The organism is Aliivibrio wodanis (genome assembly GCF_052920805.1).
Genome location: NZ_JBREXA010000001.1, coordinates 292,552 through 313,652 on the forward strand (window position 1 = coordinate 292,552; position 21,101 = coordinate 313,652).

Here is a 21,101-nt window from a genome sequence, read left to right on the forward strand (position 1 = left end):
TTCATTGAATATTAACATAAATTGTTGCGAATGTAATATTGGTTCTGTATCTATGGGCTATGGTCGAAAGTTTTTGAAGCGGTTATAATCATTAGTATCTAAATTTATGTTTATATTTAGACATATTGAATTGGTTTAGTGAACAGAACTAACGATTAAGAAAACGAAAAGCTTTGTGATTGTAATTTCGAAATTGAACATCATATTTTAACGCTTGAAAGTGGTTAAAAACTATTGAGTAAGTTAGTAGAAAATCCTACTGGCGATAAATGGCAAATAATGTGAAGTATAAACCGCAGTTTACTGCGGTTTTTTTAGTTTAATTTTCTCGTTTTAAATTTTCTTCACAAGCTGATGACACATAGCGGCTCCTATTATTTTCAATATCCTCATTTACTTTGTAAGTTAAATTGAAGATCTTTTCTTTCCCACTTAAAGCTAACGGAACTTTACGCTTGAAAAATTCACCATCTTTTAAACTTAAACCACTAGATTCAAATATTTCTAATATATATTCGTCTGGAATATCTTTTTCAAATGTTAAAACGAATTTTTTACCACCTCGTTTAAGTTTTTTATTATTATATGGTTTTTCATAGAAAGTAATTGTCGTATCTTTTTCTTGCAAATCTATCATTCTTATTGCTTTCTTATTATTAAGATACATAGCAAGGTTAAAATATTTTGTAAATATAATATCCTCAAAAAGCACACGATCATAATCCTTCTCACTAGACAGTACTAAACCATTTAAACGTGAAGTCCCATGTTTTTCAGCATAGTAAAAATAATCTTTACATATAGTTTGATCCGCACCTTTTACTAAATATGATAGATCTTGTTCTTCTAACTTGTTGCCGTTAGCAAAGCAAGAGAAAAAAATCACTGAATAAATTAAAGAAGAATATTTTATTTTCATTTATATTAAGTCCTGTAAAAATTAAAGAGCCGACACATAGAAAATACAACGCTCTCGGGCTTGTTGCAATCAAACGTGTTTATTATGTGAAGTGTATAGTTGTATTGAAGATTCTAACCACCAATATTTTGTAATCAAGACAAATTTATGAGAATGGACGTTGTCGAATTAGCGAAAATTAATTTTTGCATTCGACTGGTTAGATTATAAATCTTGTAGTGGGACTCATGCCTTTATAGATATTAATAAATAGGCTTGTGTAAATGCTAGTGTGGAATGAAATCTTTATACTGCTCATTGATAATAACCTCAATAGGTGAGTTTGTACTCTAAGCTAAAGATAATAGAACTAAGCTCGTCAAGTGGCCTTTCTAAGTAGAAACCAGATAAACAACGCATTTTTTAACTTTTTATGAACAAAAGCTTGAATTGTTAAATGTCAATTTATATTATTGTTTTTAAATTGATTATTACTTAAAAGAGATGAATCTATGGCTTTGGTTAATGAAAAATATGGTAAAAAAACTCCTGAAATAATTAATGGTGAAAAAATTGATCCGTATGTGGATTTTTCTCAAGAAACCATTAAAGATATAAAAAACGCTGAACGTGGTGTTCAAAAAGGCTTCATTGCTGTTTTTTTTGGTTACTATGAAGGCTGTGATGCAGGAGAAATCGTTAAAACAATTGGGCGTACAATTGTTTTAATTGGTTTTTTTATCTTTGGTATAGATTCTGGTATATATTGGGCTTGTCTTCCTTTACCACTCATTATCTCTCTTGCTTTTTATTTAATGAGAGGTAGCAATAAAACGGCAAGAGCTTGGAATAAAACTTTAGACTATGTTCTTGACGATATTAAAAAAATGGAAGAAGAAGAAAAGCTTGAAAAGAAAAAAGAACGAGAAGAAGATCGAATTAGAATTGCACAAGAAATCATGAAATCTTCTGGAATGAATGGTAAATCCGAAGAAGACGTTAGAAATATTGTTGAACATGCTCAATTGCATGGTTTAAATTCTATTAATGAAAAAACAAAAATAAAAGCAATTGAAGATGTTGATTATGAAATCGACAAGAAAAAAATAGACGACAAAATAGCTGTTGTTGATGACGAACTTGCGTTTCTTTACAAAGAAAGAGATAGAGTTTTTAGTCTTACTACCCTTAAAAATGAAAATGCATAGGACTCAAAATTGTGATTGATAAAAAATTAAATATTTTACTTTCTGTTATGTCTATCCTCGTTGTCAGCACTTTATTTCGCAATGTATTGTCCTTTGATGATATAGGTATTTCAGATAATATGGTATTCACAGGAATGTTTGTTATTCTTTCTGTCGGCATTATCACTGGTTTAAAATTCATTTTTATTGACGACATTATTCCTAGAACTTTTGACTTTTTTAAGTTGATTACTGGTAATAAGGATGAAGATGCATATCGATGTTATTCAATGACGCTTAAAGAGTTTTTCTTTTATTTGATTGTTGTTATTGCATTTGCATTTAATTTAAAGCTAGGTGGTTCTGAATATGATATTGCTCCATTACTTCCATTTGATTTTTATGGGTTTCTATATAATCTTGGCTTACCAATGATGCTAACACATTTAGTTCTTATGATAGTTGGTTGTTTAAGTTTCTTTTATATTCTTTCTACTCACTTCCAACGGTCAGAGGTATACGACTATAAAACAGAAGTACTTCACGAGATTAATGAAAGAATTAATCTTCTAGAAAATAGAAAAGTAAAATATACAGAGGAGCTTTTTGATTTAAAAAGTTGACATAAATATCTAGCGTTTATATAAGAATTTCATTATTTTCTATATAAAACTTAAACTTAAACTTAAAATCGTTGATGATAAAGAATCAAAAATACTTTTACTACCACTCGTTATCACGGATAGAGTATCTCTTAAGCTTAATCAGGCTTAAGCTTAAGAGAACCTTTCACCTAATGTATTCTAGAGATTCTAGTAATATTACTATTTACACTAGTAATTAGCGAAACTGAACTCTAAATTATAATTGCTATAACTTGTTATATTTTGGAATTGTTATTTTAAGAAAATAACCTATTACTGGTCTTGAGACTATGATTTTGTGGAAACAATCGAAAGTCACAACGAATAAATAAACAGATAATTCATGACATTGCCTTGTTATTACAAAGGACAGTCACTTCTAACTTCTCATTGTCAATATAGTGACAATGAGAAAACAAATGATGAATCTAACGTGCTGCCGACTCTGGGTAATCAAAACGAATATAAACGAACGTGAAAATTTAAGTAATTATTCGAAGGTGAGAAAATATATATTTTAATGAAATTGGCGCTGTTTCGTGTAATTTCAAAAAGATATATTAGTAGAAAAGAACGAAGAAGTGAAATAAAACCTTTCGTAAAGCCAATAAATTTAGTTAGAAAGAGAATAATTATACTATTCTCTTTCTGGTGTATGTAATGCCGTGATAAGCGAAAAAAACAACCCTTATGAAAAGGGCTGCGGGTTTTGTGTGGGATTGCTCAACTAAAAGTTTATTGGTCAATATTATTGTAGTAATCAATAATATATTCTAATCGTTCCAGTTTTCTTTCCAGTTCTGATTCTAAATGTTTTCTTTCAACCATTTTAAGATCTGTTTCTTTTAACTGCTTTTCAATGTGCTTTATTTGAATGTTGATTTTAGCTGTATACTTATTCTCCATAATAAATTCCTTTTTTTTATTCCTTCTTATTTAATTAGATCAAATAAATCACGTTTGTCAATAAAATTAATTAAATAAATTACAAAAATACGTAATTAGTTTTATACATTGTATGGTTGATAAATGGTTTGACTTGCTTTTTATAAGCTTGAATTACTGAAATTATTCAAAAATAATTCTAATGTTAATAAATGAAAAATACGGCAATAGCGTATAAAATTAATTATTTACTTGCTTTGTATTGAATTGCTTTCTTTAAATGATATATATAATTATATACAAGGAGAGTTTATGAAGTGTAATGAATGTAAAAATAATAAAATTGAAAATAAAAACTGGTATCAAAATAAAACGTTAATTTCTATTGTTTTAATTATGCTCAGTTTGTTTATGACTAATGCTTTGGCTAACAGCAACCAAGAACTTTTAACCGATCAGTATGCTTTTGCAAGTATCATAAAATCCGTGTTCCCTTTTGTAGACAATCAAAACACAATAACAATGCTCAACGGATCGATGTCTACCATTAGTGCCATAACAATAACGTATTTTTTGTTTTTTCTTTCAAGCCTAGTCATTGTAACACTATCCTTAATGACTGCTCTTGCTCTCGCTGAAACAAGCGTTGAATCAAGCCTTGGTAAGTATGGGTCAAAAGCCTTGTTACTACTGTCTTTGTTAGCTCTACTTAACTTCAATACTACTGTCAATATGGGAAACGGCAATACAATGAAAATTCCTGTTTTACAGTATCATATTATCAAGTTGAGTTATGGTTTGATTCTTGACGTTGAAAGAAATATTGAGCGTATTTCAAGTGAAGAAGATCGAGACTATCTAATTCCTTCAATCAAGGTAGGTGATCCATTAGCGCTAGTCGATGACTTTGAAACGTTCACTCTTGATTTTCTAGCTTCGTCTTTTTTGTCGAAAGACTATACGTTGAATTTTGTTGCGAAAGACGATTTATACTATCTATCAGTGAAAATGGGAAACTCTTTGTCTTATTACACATTTAGAAAAAACACGGTTCTTAATGGATATGGTAAAGAGTTGGAAATCGACATTGAAAGCAAAGAAAAAGAAATTGTCATTGATTACTTTAATGCGCTAGTCAATAGCGCAATACAAACTAAAACAATAGCGGATAGTAAGACAATATTAGAAATTAAAAATACAGAAGATAATGTAACTAACTCTAACGAATTTTCAAACAGAACGTTCTTCGACAAAGAATATGTTGAGTATTGTGAATCGATTGATAATACGTTTGATGAGTATGACACTATTTATAAATCTGAACTTTTACTATATGTCAAAGTAAAAGCTATGTGTTCTTCTAGAAACTTCATGATAAAGCATTATGACAATTCTCTTTACGATTATGAATCTGTTCTTAATGGGTCTGTTTTAAATGACAGATCAACTATGATTTTTGGTTCAAAAGAAGAACTAACAGTAAATGAAATAAAAGATCTAACAGCAAAATTGTGTTCGAAAGATGGTTACTTTTCCTGTGCTCCTGCGCTTCAATTCTACAAAAACAAATATCATTATCAGAACATTAAATTAGGTATACTTTCGATACCCTCTAAGCTTCTGAATGACTATCACGAGTCTTTATCAAACTACTCTAACGATCTGTTTAGAATGAGAAAAATTGATAAAAGCTACATTAATAGTAATTTGTTCAATGACAATGAAAGGGGTGGTGAAGTTATCGACACGATTACATTCACAGCGACACCAAAAACTTATCATAAAACGATAGAAAATTACATTGACCTTATTGATTTGAGTAAACTTGCAATTCCTTCTACTGATCAAGTTATAACTGAGATCGTAGGAATGGAAGTAACAGGCATTGTTAAGCGTTTTTCTCACTGTCTTGATTTACCTGAGACTATTTCTAATGGTTATCGTTGCTTATCAATCAATAAAGAAGTGACGGATTTTGGTAAGGGTCTAGCCAAAACAGCATTACTTTTAAAAATGTCTTCTGCTTACAATTCAGCACAGACTGACAAGGGGTTGAAAGGAAAACTTCAAGACAGTCTATTCGCTTTTTTAACAGTAGAATTTTCCAATAATTACTTTACGGATACACCATATTTTTCAACCAAAACGATTAATAACATTGTTGTAACTCAAATCGTTTTGAAACACTTATCGATTGACGTTTCCAAGATACTAACTAAAGTTTCAAGTATTTTCTTAACTTCTGCGATAATGACAATTTCATTAGTTTTTTTGATTTTCGTTCCTACGATTTTTAGTATTCTAAACAGCTTTATGAGATTACTACTGAACATCATATATTTACCCATGACAATTTTCACAAGTGTTATGTCAAGTGTAAATCGAGTTGATGGAGAAATGTATAAGATTGCTTTTAAAGAAATATTTTCTGATTTTATACGTTTGTTGTTGTATATCGTTTTGATTTATATTATTTACTTGAATATTGATATTATCTTAATGATTACGTTCGATAACATTAAAGCAATGATTTTATCAATGGAAAAATCGTTTTTTGATTTTTCATTCCATTTGCTTTCTTTTGTGATAAAAATAGTAATTATGTTTTTCATAATAAACTCAGTAAAATCGAAATTGAGCCAACAAATTGATGAGCATTTGAATTTAGCAGTAAGATAATAATAACTTTAGCAAGAACCTCTCTTTATAGGGGTTTTTATTTACCTGTCTTGTCGGAAAATATTATTATGCTATATTGTTAGATGTATATATTGATTTTATATATTTAATAATGGAGTTTATATGAGTGATAAAAAAGAAATGTTAAATGAATTGTTAGAAAATACGAAAATAGATGAAGGTTTTGTTGTTGGTGAAAAAAGTAAAAATGATTTAAAGATTGGAAGTGTTTTTAGTTGGTTAAACAACAGCTTTAATGATGATTATGAAAATCATGAAGAAGACATTAAACTAAATACAAAAAGAAAAGATTATTTAAAAGAATACTTAGATCAAAAGCTCGGTAATCACTCTACAAATAGATTGAAGAGTGAGTATTATGATGAGTCTGGTCAATTAATGTTGAAAGTAAACAAAGGATTGACTGGCAATGTTAAAAGCGTAAACGCTGGTTTATCTCCTTCGAAAGATGCGATGATCGCTTCGTTGATGATGGCAGAATCTAAACACATATCACAATTTCCTGTTTCTGATAAAAATTTGAAGTCGTTTGAGATGGCTTTGACTGAAATTAAAGAAGAAGGTCTTTTCGATCTTAATGAGCTGACTCTACACAAGAAAATTGATAAGTCTGTTGTAGAAGTTCTCGATAGAGTCAGGAATGCACAAGGCTTTGAAGTAACTAATAGCTTATCTTTAAACAAAGTCGTGCAACAGCCGAAAGACGTTATCGATTCACCTGATATCGAGCCTGTGGAACAGCCGAAAGACGTTGTTGATTCACCTGATAATGAAGTTGTTGAAGGAATGCCAGGTTCTGTTGAAGAATCCGAAATAGGTTTAGGTCTTAATTATGAATCGTCTGACAAGGAAGAAGCAGTTGAAAGGGTAGTGAATGAGCATATTCAATCACTAGAAGACGAAGACTTAGGTTATGACTTAGAAGAAGCTCAGAGCTTTCAAAGCTCTAATGACGATTCAGAACCAGAGATAGAGATTACACCAACCTTCAAAAAAGATGAACAAGTTGAAGTAAGTAATGATCCACTTAAAAACGATTGTAAAGAACCAATTGAACCTTTGAACATAAAGAATTTAGAAAGCGACCTTGAAAATGAAATTGCTAATTCAATCAGTGAAGAAAAACCTGAACAAAACAAAAAACAAAGCCGTAAAAGTGGATTGAGAAGGTAAGAATGAATAATCAAAGATATTTAATTCAGAGTTTCTTTTATAATTTACTAACAGTTAACCTTAAAAACGTTGATTGTTATGTGAGTTTTACTGATTACTATAATCAGTTACAAGAATTGAACAGCAATGAACTGGTAAATATCTTTGAAGATTTATCTTTAAGAATGCAGAATCTTTCAAAGTTTAGGAACAATGAAAGAAACTATCTTTACATTAAACAACGATTATCAGAAGTTAAAAATGCTTATATCTATGTGCTTTATGATAATCAAGTAAATCAGTTTTCAGAAGAGGATTCTATTTACTTAGTGGATCGAGAATTAATGAAATGTGAAAAACTCAATAGTATTATTGAAGTTATGATATTTGATTTGTTTTTCTTCAAAGAGAAAGTTAAAAAGAGAAAGAGAAAACTTAAAAAATAGAAGCGTTAAACGCTTCTATTTACTTCTTCAATCGCTTGCGAAAAAGTCGCTTTAAGGACAAAAATTTCATAGAAGTAATGACTGTGATAGTGTTCAAAATCTTTTGTCGTATCCGAAAAAACATAATTGTTTAAAATAAGATTGTGTGTGATATCTTCAAAATCCTTACCTACTTCGAAATGCTTTTCAGAGATGCCTTTACGAATTCTGTTGTTGTTGAAGTTAAAAGCTAGTTCATTGTTTGAATGTAATGCTTTAAACAGTTCATAAAATACTGTGATTCCTGATTCTATACCTAAGTTCTTCAACTTCTCTTCATAAATGTCAGCGATTATTTTTCGTTTTTCATCATTTTCGTTTTTTGATTGTGATTGATAAGTCAATTGATAAATTACTTTTAACTCGTTTTGAAACAAAACCCTGATCACTTTAAACAGTCCAAATTTATTGATGAGTGCTCTATAACATTCACTATCAGAATTATCATTCGAAAAATCTATACCTGTGCATTTGAACATACTATTGTTTAATTTTGATAATTTACTATCGTGTTCTCTTTTTGATTCTTTCGAATTGGTTAAGAATATTTTTTGACCTGTTTGTTTGAACCTTAACATGTTTGTATGATAATCGTTTGATAGATTACTTAACTCTTCTACATTTTTGTTGAAATGTTCATGTTTGATTCTGCTGATTTTAAAAACTTGCTCGATCAGAAGTTCTGACTTGTAATTGTTTATCTTATTTAATAATTCCATTTTCATAGTGTCTCCTTGTTTTTTTATTCATTATACTTAAAAATAGTGCGTTTGATTCTTCTAAATTATCTGTGATTAGTAAAGCCTTTTGAAAGTCAAAAGATGATATTATATTTATACTTGGAATCTCTTCTTTGAAATGATTGTAAAATTCTGTTTCAGAAATACCTTTATCACTCAATATTTTAAAAAATATTTTATTAAAAATTTGATTTGTATAAATTGTTTTTAAGATCTCAGTAGTATCGTTCATTTTAACTCTCTAATTGTTTTGTCTTCTTAGTTTTAATTTACCATTTTATTTATTAAAGTAAAATTATTATATATATAATGTTGAATAATATTAAATATATGTTTTAATTTTTACATAAGCTGAGAGGAGCGAACATTATGAATAAAGAAACTGAAAGTAAAGATTTAGACTTTGATTTCGAGCTTGATGATAATCTTGAAGGAATAGACATAGATTTTGAAGAAGAAGATATAGACGTTGATATAGACGAAGAGTTAATCGAAATAATGGAGTTAAGTGAAGATGGAAGCTTTGTGGATTCTCTTCCAGACGATCTTAATATTAACGATAAGATAATGTTGGATATTGATTTTGACGCACAATACAAAGTTGATAGAGAGGATTTTGAAGATTTTTTCATGTTCAAAAAATATTATCATATCTATGACATATTGAAAAAAGACTATGACATATATTTGATTAAAAAATCGTGCAGCGAATACTCTGAAATAATCGTCACTAATACTCTTGAATATGTATCGATTCTACCAACTTCTGTTGAATCTGGTGAGTTTGACAAGTGTATCTTAACCAGACAAAACAGAAGTATTGATATAAAAAGTCTTTCAAAAAAAGAACCTAAGATCGAACCTAAAAAAGTGAAGAGGGGAGAATTAAAAAAGAACAAAGAGCAGGATACGCTTTTCGATACTAGAAAAAAGGAAATGGAGAAGATTTCAAGCAAAATGAAGGACACGAAATTTTATGAAGGTTATGACAAGTTCAAACCTGTTGTTGGGGATTTTTACATAAACTTATCGTCAGCTTCTTTTGTGTCTATCAAGCGTTTGTTGAACGAAAGAAACGCTGCTGAATTCAGCAAGATTTTCAAGCCTCTGATTGGTTTTAGAGTGAAAGTAAGAGTGATAAATGGAGTGATAACGAGCTTTGAAAAAGACTTTTTTGAATGTGCTGCTTGCCATAGTGAGAACTCTTCACTAACTCCAAGCAAGGGTTGTTGTTCAAGCCCATTTCTCATGTCAAAAGTTACCACAGATAACTGTTTCAGACTTAGCAAAAGAAAGCATCTGTTACACATTTAACAAGCTTTTATACAAAAAGCAGTCGATAGATAAGTTTGTTGTAACAAGTGTCTTTAAAATGGTTCTGAGAGAAGGTTTCTCTGGTGAAAGCTGTAACTTTAAGCCATTAGCGGAAGATACGAAGCTGTTGAAGCTGTTAGGTAATCAAAAACTAGATCAAGATTTTGGTCGAGACGAGTTTGAAGAAATGTGTAGTGTTTTCATCTACAACTTGAAGTTTCTGAAAACCGTTGATTTATCGGATGATTGTCGCTTTGACAAAAACTACGATTTGATTTTTTCACAATTGTCAGGAGCACTTGAAGAGATCAGCAACTCTAAAACCTTTGGATTATCGAGCAATAATATTTTTGAAGACAGAATATCGTCTATAAGATTTTTCAAAGAACTGGCGAGTATTGTTACTAAAAAAATGAGTGAGTGTTACGACATTATTCAAGTTCATAATATCAAACAAAAAGAAAAACCCACAAAAAATAAAGGATAAGAACTCGTAATGAGTTCTTTTTTTATAAGCTAAGTTCTGGTCTAGATTTAGAATTTGGTCTTTTGTCAGACTTGCTTTTGATCAGTCTATTAATTTCTTTACGATGCTCAGAAATGTATGTATCTATTGGTTTTTTATCAATCGTAATCTTATCAAGTTCAACGTTATGATTGTTTACAAGATCAGCTATTTTTTCATTCAATTGATTAGTGATACGTTCGTTCTGTTCTTCATTCAAATGTTCATTATCAATTAAGTGAGTTCCATACGCATTCGTGAAATTAAATGAACCTTTTTTGGCTTGTTTCTTAACTTGTCTTTTGAAATTGTTATTGTATTGATTCAACTGATAATCAAGTTTTCTTTCGATTTCTTTTTGTAGATTAGGGTCGTTGATATCGTGATCAACACGTAAGTTTTTCATAGAAGTTTCAGAAGAAAAAATAATTTCTGCTGCTGTTATGTAAAAATCTCGACTGCCATCATTTTCACCTTCCATGAAGAATCTGAATTTTTTGTCTTTATCTTCATTTTTCATATTTTCTAACAATGAATTATACATATACTTTGCACTATCAAAATCGTTAAGACCTGAGTTTATGAAAGTTAATCCACCGTTTTCATTTGCTTCAACAGAAAAAACAGCTTCATTAAATTTATTAAGCAATACGTGTCCATCATTAGTTTCAACGCTTCTCAAACCGACTTTCTCAAACAACTTGATAAACTGATTGATTCTGTAAGCTTCATTGAATGTATCGTTGAAAGTGTCTACGTCAGTGAAGATATAGACCATATTTCTATCAGCGTATTTCTTTTTAGCGATGAATTGTTGAAAGTAAACTTGTTGTTCTTCAATCAAATCATTGTCGATTGAAAAATCTTTCATAAGATTTTTACCCTGAATACCAGTATCGTTAAATAGTGAAGCTTTGTAGTTTTTAGCCTTAAACTTGGCTGAACCTTTGTCGTTGTTGGATATCTTGTAATAGTTCAAATGACCTTTATTATTTAATCGTGAGATTATTCCCACGTCAGCATTACGGTTACAAAAGAGCTTATAACCTTCATGTTTTATCTCTTTGATTCGGTCAGGAGATAAATTTACTGAACCATTTTGACTTTCATTTTTGATCTTAACTTTGACGAAATCTTCACTTTGTTTTTTGTTGTGTTTTAAGACAGTCTCGATCTTATCGAGTCCATACTCACTATTGTTCCCATAGATTTTTTTAGTATCTTGTTCGAAAAACTCACGTTGTTTTATTTTTGCGAAGCTTGTTTGTAGTCTTTTGTTATCGATGAACGAATTGCTGTAAAGCTCTTGCTCAAAGCTATCTACGTCTATCTTGTAAATCATAGTCTTTTTGCCTTTTGCCCTTGAACCTTTCGGAACACTAGAAGTGTGCTCTTTATGCTCTGATATTGTTATACCTAGTAGTTTCAAAGCCTCTTGTTTTGACTCAAAAGTGCTGTGCTTCGTAGAAGTCATCACAGATTGTATCTGTTCCTCTATCTGGCTTAAACGTTGCTCTGCTTGACTATCTGTAAAGCCTTTGTTCTTAATGGCTTGTAGAAACTTTTCTTTTGCTTCAAGAGCTTCTTTTTGAGCATAACCATCTGCGATTCCTTGCAACAAAACGTCTTTGTTTTTCAATTCGATTTTTTTGTGTGCCACTTTCTTTGATTGACCAAAATCCATCGCATTCATAAAACGTTTAGTTGTGGGATCATAAGCATGAGTAATCCAATGTATGTGTGGATTGTCATGATCTAAATGAAAATCATAGAGTAGTTCAATATCAGATATTTTTGTTTTACCTTTGAGCCCTTGTTCTTTTTTAATTGTGTTATAGAGTTCCTTGACGCTATCTTTTGCAATCAAAAGCATATAGTCTTTCACTTGATTCATATCACCGTTAAATTTATCGACTATTTTTTTATACTCTTCTTTTTCAAAAGAGTTCACACCTTTATAATGAAATATTTCAGGTGTCCCGTTTTTGTTTACTGCTGTGCTTTCGCCATGCTCATCAAGAAACTTTGATTTTTTACTATTATGAACGTTTATATAAGTATCATTGATATATTCTTTATATTTTATAGAAATATCATTGCAAGCTTGTTTTATTTTGCTTTTGTCATAAAGATGTCCATATTCTTTCAATAAATGTTCTTCTGTTAAATCTAATTCTTTAAAAGTCGTTCCAAAATCGAATCGTTTTTTTGAAAGCAATCCTGTTTTCTTATCAACGATAAGATACATTAAATGATAAGCAAAAGAACCGAACGGGTCTTTATCTGAAAACTCTATTTTTCTATTCATGTCGAATGTGTTTTGTGATTTAGATATCTTTAAAATCATTACAAATCTCCTTATCTATATATGTATTAACGAATATCATATTTATTAAATAATACAAGTTATTGTATAGTTCTTGTTTTACTATAACGTTTTAATCTGATCTTTTAGGGGGAGGGGTTTCATCTTTTTTCATCTTATTACCGATTAAATAATTTACATAAAAAAGTAATTTATTTAATAAGTTGTATTGACAGTGTTTTGTTTGATGATAATGTAAATATTAGAAAACAAATTAAAACGAGGTTTGAAAATGACGAAAACAAAAATAAGTAAAACAATTGTTTCTTATTACACAGCTATTAAAGGTGGAGTAGGAAAAACTTCTCATGCACTAGCAAAAGCTTACGGTTTGATTGAGCGTGCAAAAGTTAGCGGAGAAAAAACAGTTATCGTAACAGTGACTTGTGATGAAAACTTATCTTACAAACATTTATTTGAAGAAAGTTCAGAAGAAAGAGAATCATACATAAACAAAGAATATTCTAAATTAGATAATCTAAAAATACCGAAAAATGTTTTATTCTTAACTGATTACGTTGATTTTGATAGAAAATCTTTTTCGACAGAAGAAGATATTCATAAAGAAATGTTTAGAAATATTATCGATAAAAACGGAACGTTAATCTATAAGCTCAATGGAAAAGGTTACAAGATTGATCACTTAATCGTTGATCTGCCAGCTCGTCACAGCAACAAGACCTACAATGCTGATTGTATCAATGTTGTTCACCAATCAGGTGATTTTTTGTCTGAGAAGTCAGCTTTAAACAGGATTGAAGAGTTGGTTAGAGAAGAAAGCGAGTTAGCATTGACTAACAGAACAAACTTCAATTTGATTTTGAACACAACTAAATCTGCTCCAATAGGAAAAGCAGAAATTAGTCGAATCAAAGAACGTCTGTTAGATATAAAAAATAATTATGGTTATACGATAAAACTGATAGAAAGTAGATATTTCAATTTTGATTACTATTTTAGACATAATATAAATTTCATGTCTGACATTGAAGAAATAGAGAAAATAAAAGAAAAGGTTTTCGAAGAAGGTTTGACTGTTAACAAATCTGCAAAGATTAAAATAGGAAAAGAAGTTCTAGGTAAAATCGTTGACGCAATGATAGATCAAGAAGAAGCAGCAGCATAAGGAGATAACGATGAGTATTAATAATTTTGAAGATTTCGATTCTATTGATTTAGATGATATGGATACAACACAATCTTTTGACATGAGTAACAAGTCTATCTTTGTAGAAGAAGAATCAATAACACTTTTAGAAAAAGAAAAGAAAAAACATAAGGTAACAGGAATGGGAGTTTCAAAGCATTTGTTAGAGCTTTACAAAGATTACTCACTACTCAAACTTAATACAGAAAAAGAGCTTACAGGTGCAATTTTGAAGAACATTATCTTGTATGGCATTCAAAATTGTAAAGTCTTAGATTTCCCAAAATTTACTTATGAAAAGAAGCTGTTTTTTGTTGAGTCTAATGATTTAAGAAATGCATTTGAAGCTTCAAACGAAGAGTTGTTCCCGTTTACAACGACAATCACTTCGCACCACCATGCTTACGCTATCGAAGGGTTGAAAATTTTAATAAAAACAGAAAAAGGACAGAAAAATGAATTATGAGTTAATAAGAAAAAATCACAATAGAATCATTAGGTTCGCATTTTCGGCTATGAAATCGAAAGGTTACTTACATAAAGCAATTGCAAAAAAGACAGAACTTAGAGAAGCAGATATCTCAGAATCAATCAATGGACTATCAAATCACTCAATAGATAAATGCTTGAAAATAATGTGTATTTGTAATTCAAGTTTTGGAGGTGCTTTTGTTTTTGACGAACAAATGAGAGTGTTTAAAGTCATTACAACAGATTTCAATAAATCCTTCACTTTTGAAGAAATGATCGACACTATCAAAAAGAAAGAACTTAGATAACAAAAAAACAACATATCCATATGTTGTTTTTTGCCAAAAGAGTTTTATGCAGATAGAACAATTCCTTGTTCAATTAATATAGTATATCAAGATTTAATATTGTCAAATCAATGAATCTAACTTTCAACGTTTTTTGGTTTTATAATTATGAAATAAATAACTTTATGAAAATAAGTTTTATGCAATTATTGCCTTACCTAAAACATTAATCGCAACTATTATTAATTAACATTATATAGCCACTTGTATTTAATTAAATAAATGATATTAATTTATATAACAACTTATTTAATTTGGAGGAAGTGAAAGATGAGAATAAAAGAAACGTTTAATAGATTTTATGATAAAAGAGTTTGGAAAAATAGATACATTACAGAAAGAAATGAAAATAATTTTAAATCGTATATGTTCGGTTTGTTTTTGTTCACCATATTTATGTTGATTAACATACATAAAGTATCACAAAGTTGGTTGGTAATCTTTTCAATCTGTGCTTTGATCATTCCATACATCGTAGCAATTGTTCATTTAAAAAATGTAATTAAAATATCGAAAGTAAAACAGGATCAAAGTCGTGCTGTTAAAGCAAAAGCAGACAGTAAATTACAAAGTGAACTTGAAGAAAGTTGGAAAGAAATTGAAGACGAATTAGATTCATTAGCAGGAAGTATTGATGATATCATTAACGATAGTGACAAGAAGAATTAGACTAGAAATTATAAACAATAAAACACCTTTTCAAAAGGTGTTTTTCTATACGAATGGTTTCATTTCTTCATAAATATAGAGAATCAATTCTCTGTATTCTTTTTCAAGATTTAATATCGATTGTAGGTAATCTTTATCATTAACATTCTTGCTTTTAGCGTAAATCCTTAACTGTCTTAGAGACTCGTTAAACTCTTGCAATTTACTATCAACTTTGTTTTTCAATATCAACTTTTCAGGAGATAAAACATTCTCATAAATGACGATATTTTCTATCAGTAAGAACAGAACTTCTCTGTTTGACAAGGTTGTATCAACAACTCTTTTTAACTCCTGTTTAGATTCTTTAATTATGTTTTCGAGCGATCTAAAACAATGACCTTTGTTTCTAAAACTGTTTCTCTTTTTTTCGATTTGGTTAATCAAATTAACTAACATATCTCGTTCATTCTCAACGTCAGTGATCGAGTTGTATAGCCTTGTTTTAAGTTCGCTAACCAGTAGTTCTATGTCTTGTTCTTCTTTGTTAATTTTGAACTTACCATAACGATCATACTTACTTTCATTGAGACAGATGCTTCTAATAATATCTTTAATTTCATGACTCTCTAAATCAACTTCTTCATACGAATCTTGATTCAATATCATGTCATATTTTTGAAGAATTTTATCAATCGCAACTTCTGAGATATGGCAAAAGTTTTTGTTCTTAAAGGTAACGTTCGAATAATAGAACATTATCTCATCAAGGTCTTTGATAAACAGTGTCTTGTAATCGATCCCATCTCCTTTTTTGTAACCTTTGACCTTCAAACCTAGATCTAACATTTGCTTTACGTTTGATTGATTTGTCATAAAAGCTTTTGACTTAACGAAGTTATCTTTCAGCTTCATTTTCTCAGCTTTAACGAGCGATTTGAAGAACGCAGTTTTTGAGTTAAAACCAAGTTTGGTTGATAGTGTCTTAACGTTTTCTTCTACTAGTTTGTTCGTTGTATAACGAAAGCTTTTATCCTTCATGTTAATCCTTTTTGTTATCGTCTATATGAGCTTCACCAGTGATTGAAATGTCATTATGTTCGTCAACCGTATCTTGTGAATGTGTTAGATTCTTCACAGCGTTTACAGAAGCTTTTTGGTATGAAGTAAGTAACGTTTCAAGTTGGGTCAGCAACGTTGCATCAAGCTTTGATTGATTCTCGCTGATAAGTCTTAAAGCATTGATTTTGTTCTTCGATAATTGACCATCGAACGTGTAGTTAAGCACTCTCACTTTTTCCAAGTTATGCTCAATTTTGGATTTAATGACAGACAATTGATGCGTTACAACTTCGTCTTTTTGTTCGATCATTTGCCTTTGAAGTTCTTCAATTTTTTTAGTATTGCTATTGTTGTATTCAGAGAGTTTGTTGATGAAGTTTTTAATGAAAGAGTAGGTCGTTTTTTGATTGTGTTTCGATTTAAATTCTTTCCACTCATCTCTAATTTCTTTTGAAGATGAATTGATAATATCAATGGCTAACAAAGAAAAAGTTTCTTCATTTAATTCTTTGATTGCATCTGTTTTTAGTTGTAAAAGTTTTATCTGTTCTTCGCTTATGTTGTCATTAGTTTCGATATTACTTTTAAATACTGCGTTTATTTGTTTTATGGTTTTTAGTTTCTTCATTTGAGACTCCTTTTGATTGCCTAATATATTAATTATCATATATAAATACTAATGCAAGCATAGCTTTTAAACACGACTGAAAGGAGTTATATTTTTCTCAAAAATAATTCGGGCAAAAAAGGACATATCTCGAAGAGCATATGACCTTTGCCCCTGTCTTGCATTGGAAATCGTAGCCCTTAAATGTTCTTTTTATTTATTTGTGCCATATGGGGGTAGGAACACATTTTGTAGAAGTTTTGATTTATTAAAGAAGTTAACTAAGCTGTCTTTTGTTGATCTCTTGATTAAAAAAGTAAGTGTGTTTTTAGAAATCGTTTTCATTAAGTGGATTGAAAGTGTTGTTGAATTTTGTTTTTGATTTTCTTGTTGATTTTGAAAGTGATGTATTGCTGTGCAATGTCTTAACTTTGCCAATTGTTCAATAACTCAAAACAAGTTTTTCGCCTGTTCTGAAATGTGGTTTTGATATGATTTATAGTAAATATTTTTATTTTTTAGAGATAAAATTTCAAGCTCGTGAAAATAATAAGAAAATATTTATTTGACTCTTTCTGTTTATGTCTTCTGCTATATTCTTTATTTAAAAAGAATTAACACGATGCGTTCAGATTTTTGAATGTTTCATAATCAGAAGTTGGCAATTAATTACTCTATTGTCATTGTAATTTTTCTAATTTGTTATATCTGTATATGTATAAGATTAAAAAACAAATGGAGAGTTTTATAATGAATAAAATTAGAAATCTAATATTCATATTAATGACATTGATTTTATCAACAACAAATGTAAATGCTGATGTTGGTGAAGAAGACATCGATTGTCTTAATGGAGAAATATATAGTTTAAAAATTGAAGAAGGTTTTGATAAAAGTGATTTGAAAAACGTGTCAGGGTTGAAACCTTGTAATGATTTTTTAAAGAAACAAGATCACAGATTAAATATCTACTTAGATATCTTATCCTCAAAGAAATCTGTTCAAGAAAACAAAGGCTTGATTGAATCGAAGCATGGTGATTTTGATAACGTTTTATCTTCTGTTGAAGAAGAGAACAAACTGTCTTATATAATCGATGCTCTGAGTTATTTAACTATCTCTGTTATATCAATCTACCTTATGTTTTTAGTCTTCACTTCTATGAGTTTTAAGAAAGGATCTAACCAGTCAAAAGCTGTGCTGCTCACTCTCACACTTGCTCTGGTTTCGTTCGCCAGTTTCAACGTTGAAAAAGGGCTGACAACATTAAGCATCTATCTCTCTTCGAAGTTGAACTATGTGATAGTTTCTTCAAGCGATTATTCAAGTGCAGAAGAAGTTTCAAACTTTTCAGGACAAAATAAAAGATTAGCTGTGATGAACAAGAGCAATCAAGATCTGATAGGTGCAATGCTCTATCAAACAACTCTAAACAGAGTCACTGACAATAGTTACAGACAAACAAACTTAATGAGTAATATTGAGATTGACGTTGACCTTTTTGGAAAAGGTAAAGACACAAAAAATCCAACAATCAGACAATACATGGACTACGAAAACAACTGTTTAAATACACAGGTTTTAGAAATCGATAACGACTATAATTTACACATAATGGATTTCGATATAACGAAACAACCTGACGTTGTGACTTTCGAATTCGGTGGAGAAACCGAAGAGTATAATTGTGAGTCAAATCATTTCGGTCTTCAATCTCAATCAATGAAGATTGTGTCAAAAGATGTTGAACTACTAAAATCATTTCTTTTAAAAGAATACGAACTTAATGACGGTAAAGTAGGTATAACTTCTGAGATCAAAGCGGCTATGGATTCAAGCCTTAGCAATTCGGTTAAAGCTTTGGACACAGCAACAGAAAAAGGTTCAACAAATACTTCAAACTTAACGAATGAAATCGAGGTGGCAAAACGTGCTGTTGTCGCAGCAAGAAACGACAACACTTCAAAGGATTTAACGTCAGAAGGCAAAGCGTTATTGAAGATGATCAAGCGTGGCTATGGTTCGATTTTCAAATACAACAAAGATGATTTTTTAGAACCTTTGGATATTGTCGAGTTCAATACAATCAAACAACAGAGATATATGTTTTCAAGATTTTTTGGTGAAACTGATGATGTTGATATCATTAACGAGAACATCTACAAAAATGGTTACTACTACCTAAATGAGTTTTTGAATGAGACGATTGATAGTGCTTTCGATTATGAGTGTGCGATTAAAGATGGTGGCGATTTCCTTTTGAGAAAAAAATCAGCTTCTGCTTTCAATGAAATATTTTTTGATAAAACAGTAAAGAAAAACAATATATCAGTGTTAATAGATGGTGATATCAATTGCTATTCGTTTGATAAAGATACATATCAAATTAGCGCATTGGGTAATCCAGAGGAAGCAGATTTAGCAAAACAAAATTATGAAGATAATGTAAGTGCATTAAATTATCTTTTTGAAGTTTACAAACTTGCTTCAATTGAATTAATTTCAGAAGACGAAGATTTGAAAAACGATGTGTTACTTAAATATTTAGATAGTTTAGATACATACGTTCAGTCTGCTGCTAATTCAAATTTACTATTTGTAGAAGCACAAAACAAAATTTTTAGAATGATAGAAAGAACGAGTCAAAGTTTAGATATTACCATTTACAACGGTCATGACTTTTTAAAACCTGCAACTTACTTTAACTACAATCGTTTTCTTAAAAACACAACCAATGTTGATTTTAAAACATTTGATCAGAGGAATGGGAATAAGTATTACGACCTTTCTAAAATGTTCATTCATTTTAATAAAGTGAATAAAGAACAAAAAGAAGAAATCTCAATGGCAATGCTTAAAAATAAAATGAAAGATGGTTTGAAATCTTTTCAAGACGCAGATTTTGAAATGATGATTAAAGAATCATTAAAATCTGAGTGTCCGATAATCAACAGTGAAGGTTCTTGTGAAGTGTCTCTTTTCCAATTACTTAATGTTAATACAAAAAATATGGCGGAAAGCTCAGGAATTCTGTTTGCAACAACTGCAGGAACTTCTTTTTTGAGTGGAACTTGTAATGCTGCTACTGGTGGAGATTCAGACGGTTTTAATGTTGGGTCAGTAGCTGCATTCTCATTAGCTAAACTTCCTTGTTTAGCAATTGAAGGCACAGACGCACTCTTAACACCTGTTCTGAGAAGGATTCTGGATGGAACTATCTTACTAACGATTGCAGGTGTTATCACTTCGTTTATACCAACTATCGTTGATTTCTTCATTACGATAATGCCTATTATTATTATACTTCCTGCAATATTCTCATTTTTTGTAGTGCTGACTATGGAGACTATACGTAATACAGCATCAGTCATAATGACAGAGAATGAAGATCAAGTCTTGGCTGAGTTCACTAACTTCAAAGGAACGATACACGTTTTAAAATCAACAGTGATTAGATTATGCGTAGTGCTTGTTGCGCCAGCCATATATCTATCCTTGATTATGTCAAAGGCAATAGGTAGCTTTGCTTACAATTCTTTGTTGAACACAAGTGATTCTCTATTGATTTTCTGTATTTCAATTGTAGCTTTTTACACTTTCGTGATCGTTATGTCATTCTATTTGCTAAAAATGCTATTTAGAATGGAGAGTGAGTTCTTGAAATCATTAGAAATTAAGAATGAAGGCGTATTCACATTCTCAGATAGATTTGGAGCTGCAATGTCTGGTTTTATTTTCGGTCAAGTCCTATCAAGCACAGCTTCTACAACAAAAAATGCATTAATGCAGTCTAAAATTAAAGGACAAAAAGTTGCACAAGATTCAGCAGAGAATGAATATAATAATGTAGATAATCCAAAGCAAAAAACAAAAGCAAGTTTATCTACTGATGAAGAGTAATCATTAAATGAAAATATTAAAACAGAGTTTTAAACTCTGTTTTT

Annotated in this window: 19 protein-coding genes; 12 read left to right on the forward strand and 7 right to left on the reverse strand. The window is 30.1% G+C overall.

Annotation, left to right across the window (positions count from 1 at the left end):
• Window positions 1–319: 319 nt before the first annotated feature.
• On the reverse strand, window positions 320–919 hold the full coding sequence (locus ACU5DF_RS01300) for a hypothetical protein (RefSeq protein ID WP_446711498.1): 600 nt from the start codon (window positions 917–919) through the stop codon (window positions 320–322).
• Between the two features lie 491 nt (window positions 920–1,410).
• On the opposite strand from ACU5DF_RS01300, the gene ACU5DF_RS01305 reads away from it, so the two are divergent.
• Both ACU5DF_RS01305 and ACU5DF_RS01310 read left to right on the forward strand, forming a co-directional pair.
• Window positions 1,411–2,106 carry a hypothetical protein gene (locus tag ACU5DF_RS01305; RefSeq protein ID WP_446711499.1) on the forward strand — a complete coding sequence of 232 codons (696 nt, stop codon included), beginning with the start codon at window positions 1,411–1,413 and terminating at the stop codon, window positions 2,104–2,106.
• Between the two features lie 11 nt (window positions 2,107–2,117).
• Window positions 2,118–2,708, forward strand: coding sequence for a hypothetical protein (locus ACU5DF_RS01310; protein ID WP_446711500.1), 591 nt, complete (start codon window positions 2,118–2,120; stop codon window positions 2,706–2,708).
• A gap of 756 nt (window positions 2,709–3,464) precedes the next feature.
• On the opposite strand, the gene ACU5DF_RS01315 is transcribed toward ACU5DF_RS01310, so the two are convergent.
• Window positions 3,465–3,635, reverse strand: a complete 171-nt coding sequence (locus ACU5DF_RS01315; RefSeq protein WP_446711501.1) for a hypothetical protein — start codon at window positions 3,633–3,635, stop codon at window positions 3,465–3,467.
• 291 nt (window positions 3,636–3,926) lie between these two features.
• Here ACU5DF_RS01315 and ACU5DF_RS01320 point away from each other — a divergent pair, with 291 nt between their 5' ends.
• The 3 genes from ACU5DF_RS01320 (at window position 3,927) to ACU5DF_RS01330 (ending at window position 7,912) form a co-directional block, all read left to right on the forward strand.
• A complete protein-coding gene (locus ACU5DF_RS01320) occupies window positions 3,927–6,293 on the forward strand; it encodes a hypothetical protein (RefSeq protein ID WP_446711502.1) in 2,367 nt (788 codons plus the stop codon).
• A 123-nt stretch (window positions 6,294–6,416) separates the two neighbouring features.
• Complete coding sequence (locus ACU5DF_RS01325; RefSeq protein WP_446711503.1) at window positions 6,417–7,487, forward strand: hypothetical protein; 1,071 nt, start codon at window positions 6,417–6,419, stop codon at window positions 7,485–7,487.
• Window positions 7,488–7,489: 2 nt separating this feature from the next.
• Window positions 7,490–7,912 (forward strand): hypothetical protein, encoded by a 423-nt coding sequence (locus ACU5DF_RS01330; RefSeq protein WP_446711504.1) that lies wholly within the window; start codon window positions 7,490–7,492, stop codon window positions 7,910–7,912.
• Window positions 7,913–7,917: 5 nt separating this feature from the next.
• Here ACU5DF_RS01330 and ACU5DF_RS01335 read toward each other — a convergent pair whose 3' ends face one another.
• Together ACU5DF_RS01335 and ACU5DF_RS01340 are read right to left on the reverse strand one after the other, a co-directional pair.
• The gene (locus ACU5DF_RS01335; protein WP_446711505.1) at window positions 7,918–8,676 is read right to left on the reverse strand and encodes a hypothetical protein; all 759 of its coding nucleotides are present in this window, start codon (window positions 8,674–8,676) and stop codon (window positions 7,918–7,920) included.
• Window positions 8,654–8,923: a hypothetical protein gene (locus ACU5DF_RS01340; RefSeq protein WP_446711506.1), complete on the reverse strand. Its 270-nt coding sequence runs from the start codon at window positions 8,921–8,923 to the stop codon at window positions 8,654–8,656. Before ACU5DF_RS01340 ends, ACU5DF_RS01335 begins: the two co-directional genes overlap by 23 nt.
• A 137-nt stretch (window positions 8,924–9,060) precedes the next feature.
• Here ACU5DF_RS01340 and ACU5DF_RS01345 point away from each other — a divergent pair, with 137 nt between their 5' ends.
• Window positions 9,061–10,005 (forward strand): hypothetical protein, encoded by a 945-nt coding sequence (locus tag ACU5DF_RS01345; protein WP_446711507.1) that lies wholly within the window; start codon window positions 9,061–9,063, stop codon window positions 10,003–10,005.
• A 58-nt stretch (window positions 10,006–10,063) separates the two neighbouring features.
• The gene (locus ACU5DF_RS01350) at window positions 10,064–10,492 is read left to right on the forward strand and encodes a hypothetical protein (RefSeq protein ID WP_446711508.1); all 429 of its coding nucleotides are present in this window, start codon (window positions 10,064–10,066) and stop codon (window positions 10,490–10,492) included.
• 22 nt (window positions 10,493–10,514) lie between these two features.
• Here the strand turns inward: ACU5DF_RS01350 and ACU5DF_RS01355 are convergent, their stop codons facing one another.
• Window positions 10,515–12,857 carry a hypothetical protein gene (locus tag ACU5DF_RS01355; RefSeq protein WP_446711509.1) on the reverse strand — a complete coding sequence of 781 codons (2,343 nt, stop codon included), beginning with the start codon at window positions 12,855–12,857 and terminating at the stop codon, window positions 10,515–10,517.
• Window positions 12,858–13,107: 250 nt separating this feature from the next.
• On the opposite strand from ACU5DF_RS01355, the gene ACU5DF_RS01360 reads away from it, so the two are divergent.
• The 4 genes from ACU5DF_RS01360 (at window position 13,108) to ACU5DF_RS01375 (ending at window position 15,509) form a co-directional block, all read left to right on the forward strand.
• Window positions 13,108–14,001 (forward strand): hypothetical protein, encoded by an 894-nt coding sequence (locus tag ACU5DF_RS01360; RefSeq protein WP_446711510.1) that lies wholly within the window; start codon window positions 13,108–13,110, stop codon window positions 13,999–14,001.
• A 10-nt stretch (window positions 14,002–14,011) separates the two neighbouring features.
• Window positions 14,012–14,488, forward strand: coding sequence for a hypothetical protein (locus ACU5DF_RS01365; protein WP_446711511.1), 477 nt, complete (start codon window positions 14,012–14,014; stop codon window positions 14,486–14,488).
• Window positions 14,478–14,801, forward strand: a complete 324-nt coding sequence (locus ACU5DF_RS01370) for a hypothetical protein (protein WP_446711512.1) — start codon at window positions 14,478–14,480, stop codon at window positions 14,799–14,801. The genes ACU5DF_RS01365 and ACU5DF_RS01370 overlap by 11 nt, the downstream gene beginning before the upstream one ends.
• Before the next feature lie 420 nt (window positions 14,802–15,221).
• Window positions 15,222–15,509 carry a hypothetical protein gene (locus ACU5DF_RS01375; RefSeq protein ID WP_446711513.1) on the forward strand — a complete coding sequence of 96 codons (288 nt, stop codon included), beginning with the start codon at window positions 15,222–15,224 and terminating at the stop codon, window positions 15,507–15,509.
• Between the two features lie 45 nt (window positions 15,510–15,554).
• Here the strand turns inward: ACU5DF_RS01375 and ACU5DF_RS01380 are convergent, their stop codons facing one another.
• A complete protein-coding gene (locus ACU5DF_RS01380; RefSeq protein WP_446711514.1) occupies window positions 15,555–16,529 on the reverse strand; it encodes a hypothetical protein in 975 nt (324 codons plus the stop codon).
• Between the two features lies 1 nt (window position 16,530).
• Window positions 16,531–17,178: a hypothetical protein gene (locus ACU5DF_RS01385; protein ID WP_446711515.1), complete on the reverse strand. Its 648-nt coding sequence runs from the start codon at window positions 17,176–17,178 to the stop codon at window positions 16,531–16,533.
• Window positions 17,179–17,907: 729 nt separating this feature from the next.
• Between ACU5DF_RS01385 and ACU5DF_RS01390 the strand changes: the two genes are divergently transcribed.
• Window positions 17,908–21,057, forward strand: a complete 3,150-nt coding sequence (locus ACU5DF_RS01390; protein ID WP_446711516.1) for a hypothetical protein — start codon at window positions 17,908–17,910, stop codon at window positions 21,055–21,057.
• Window positions 21,058–21,101 lie beyond the last annotated feature (44 nt).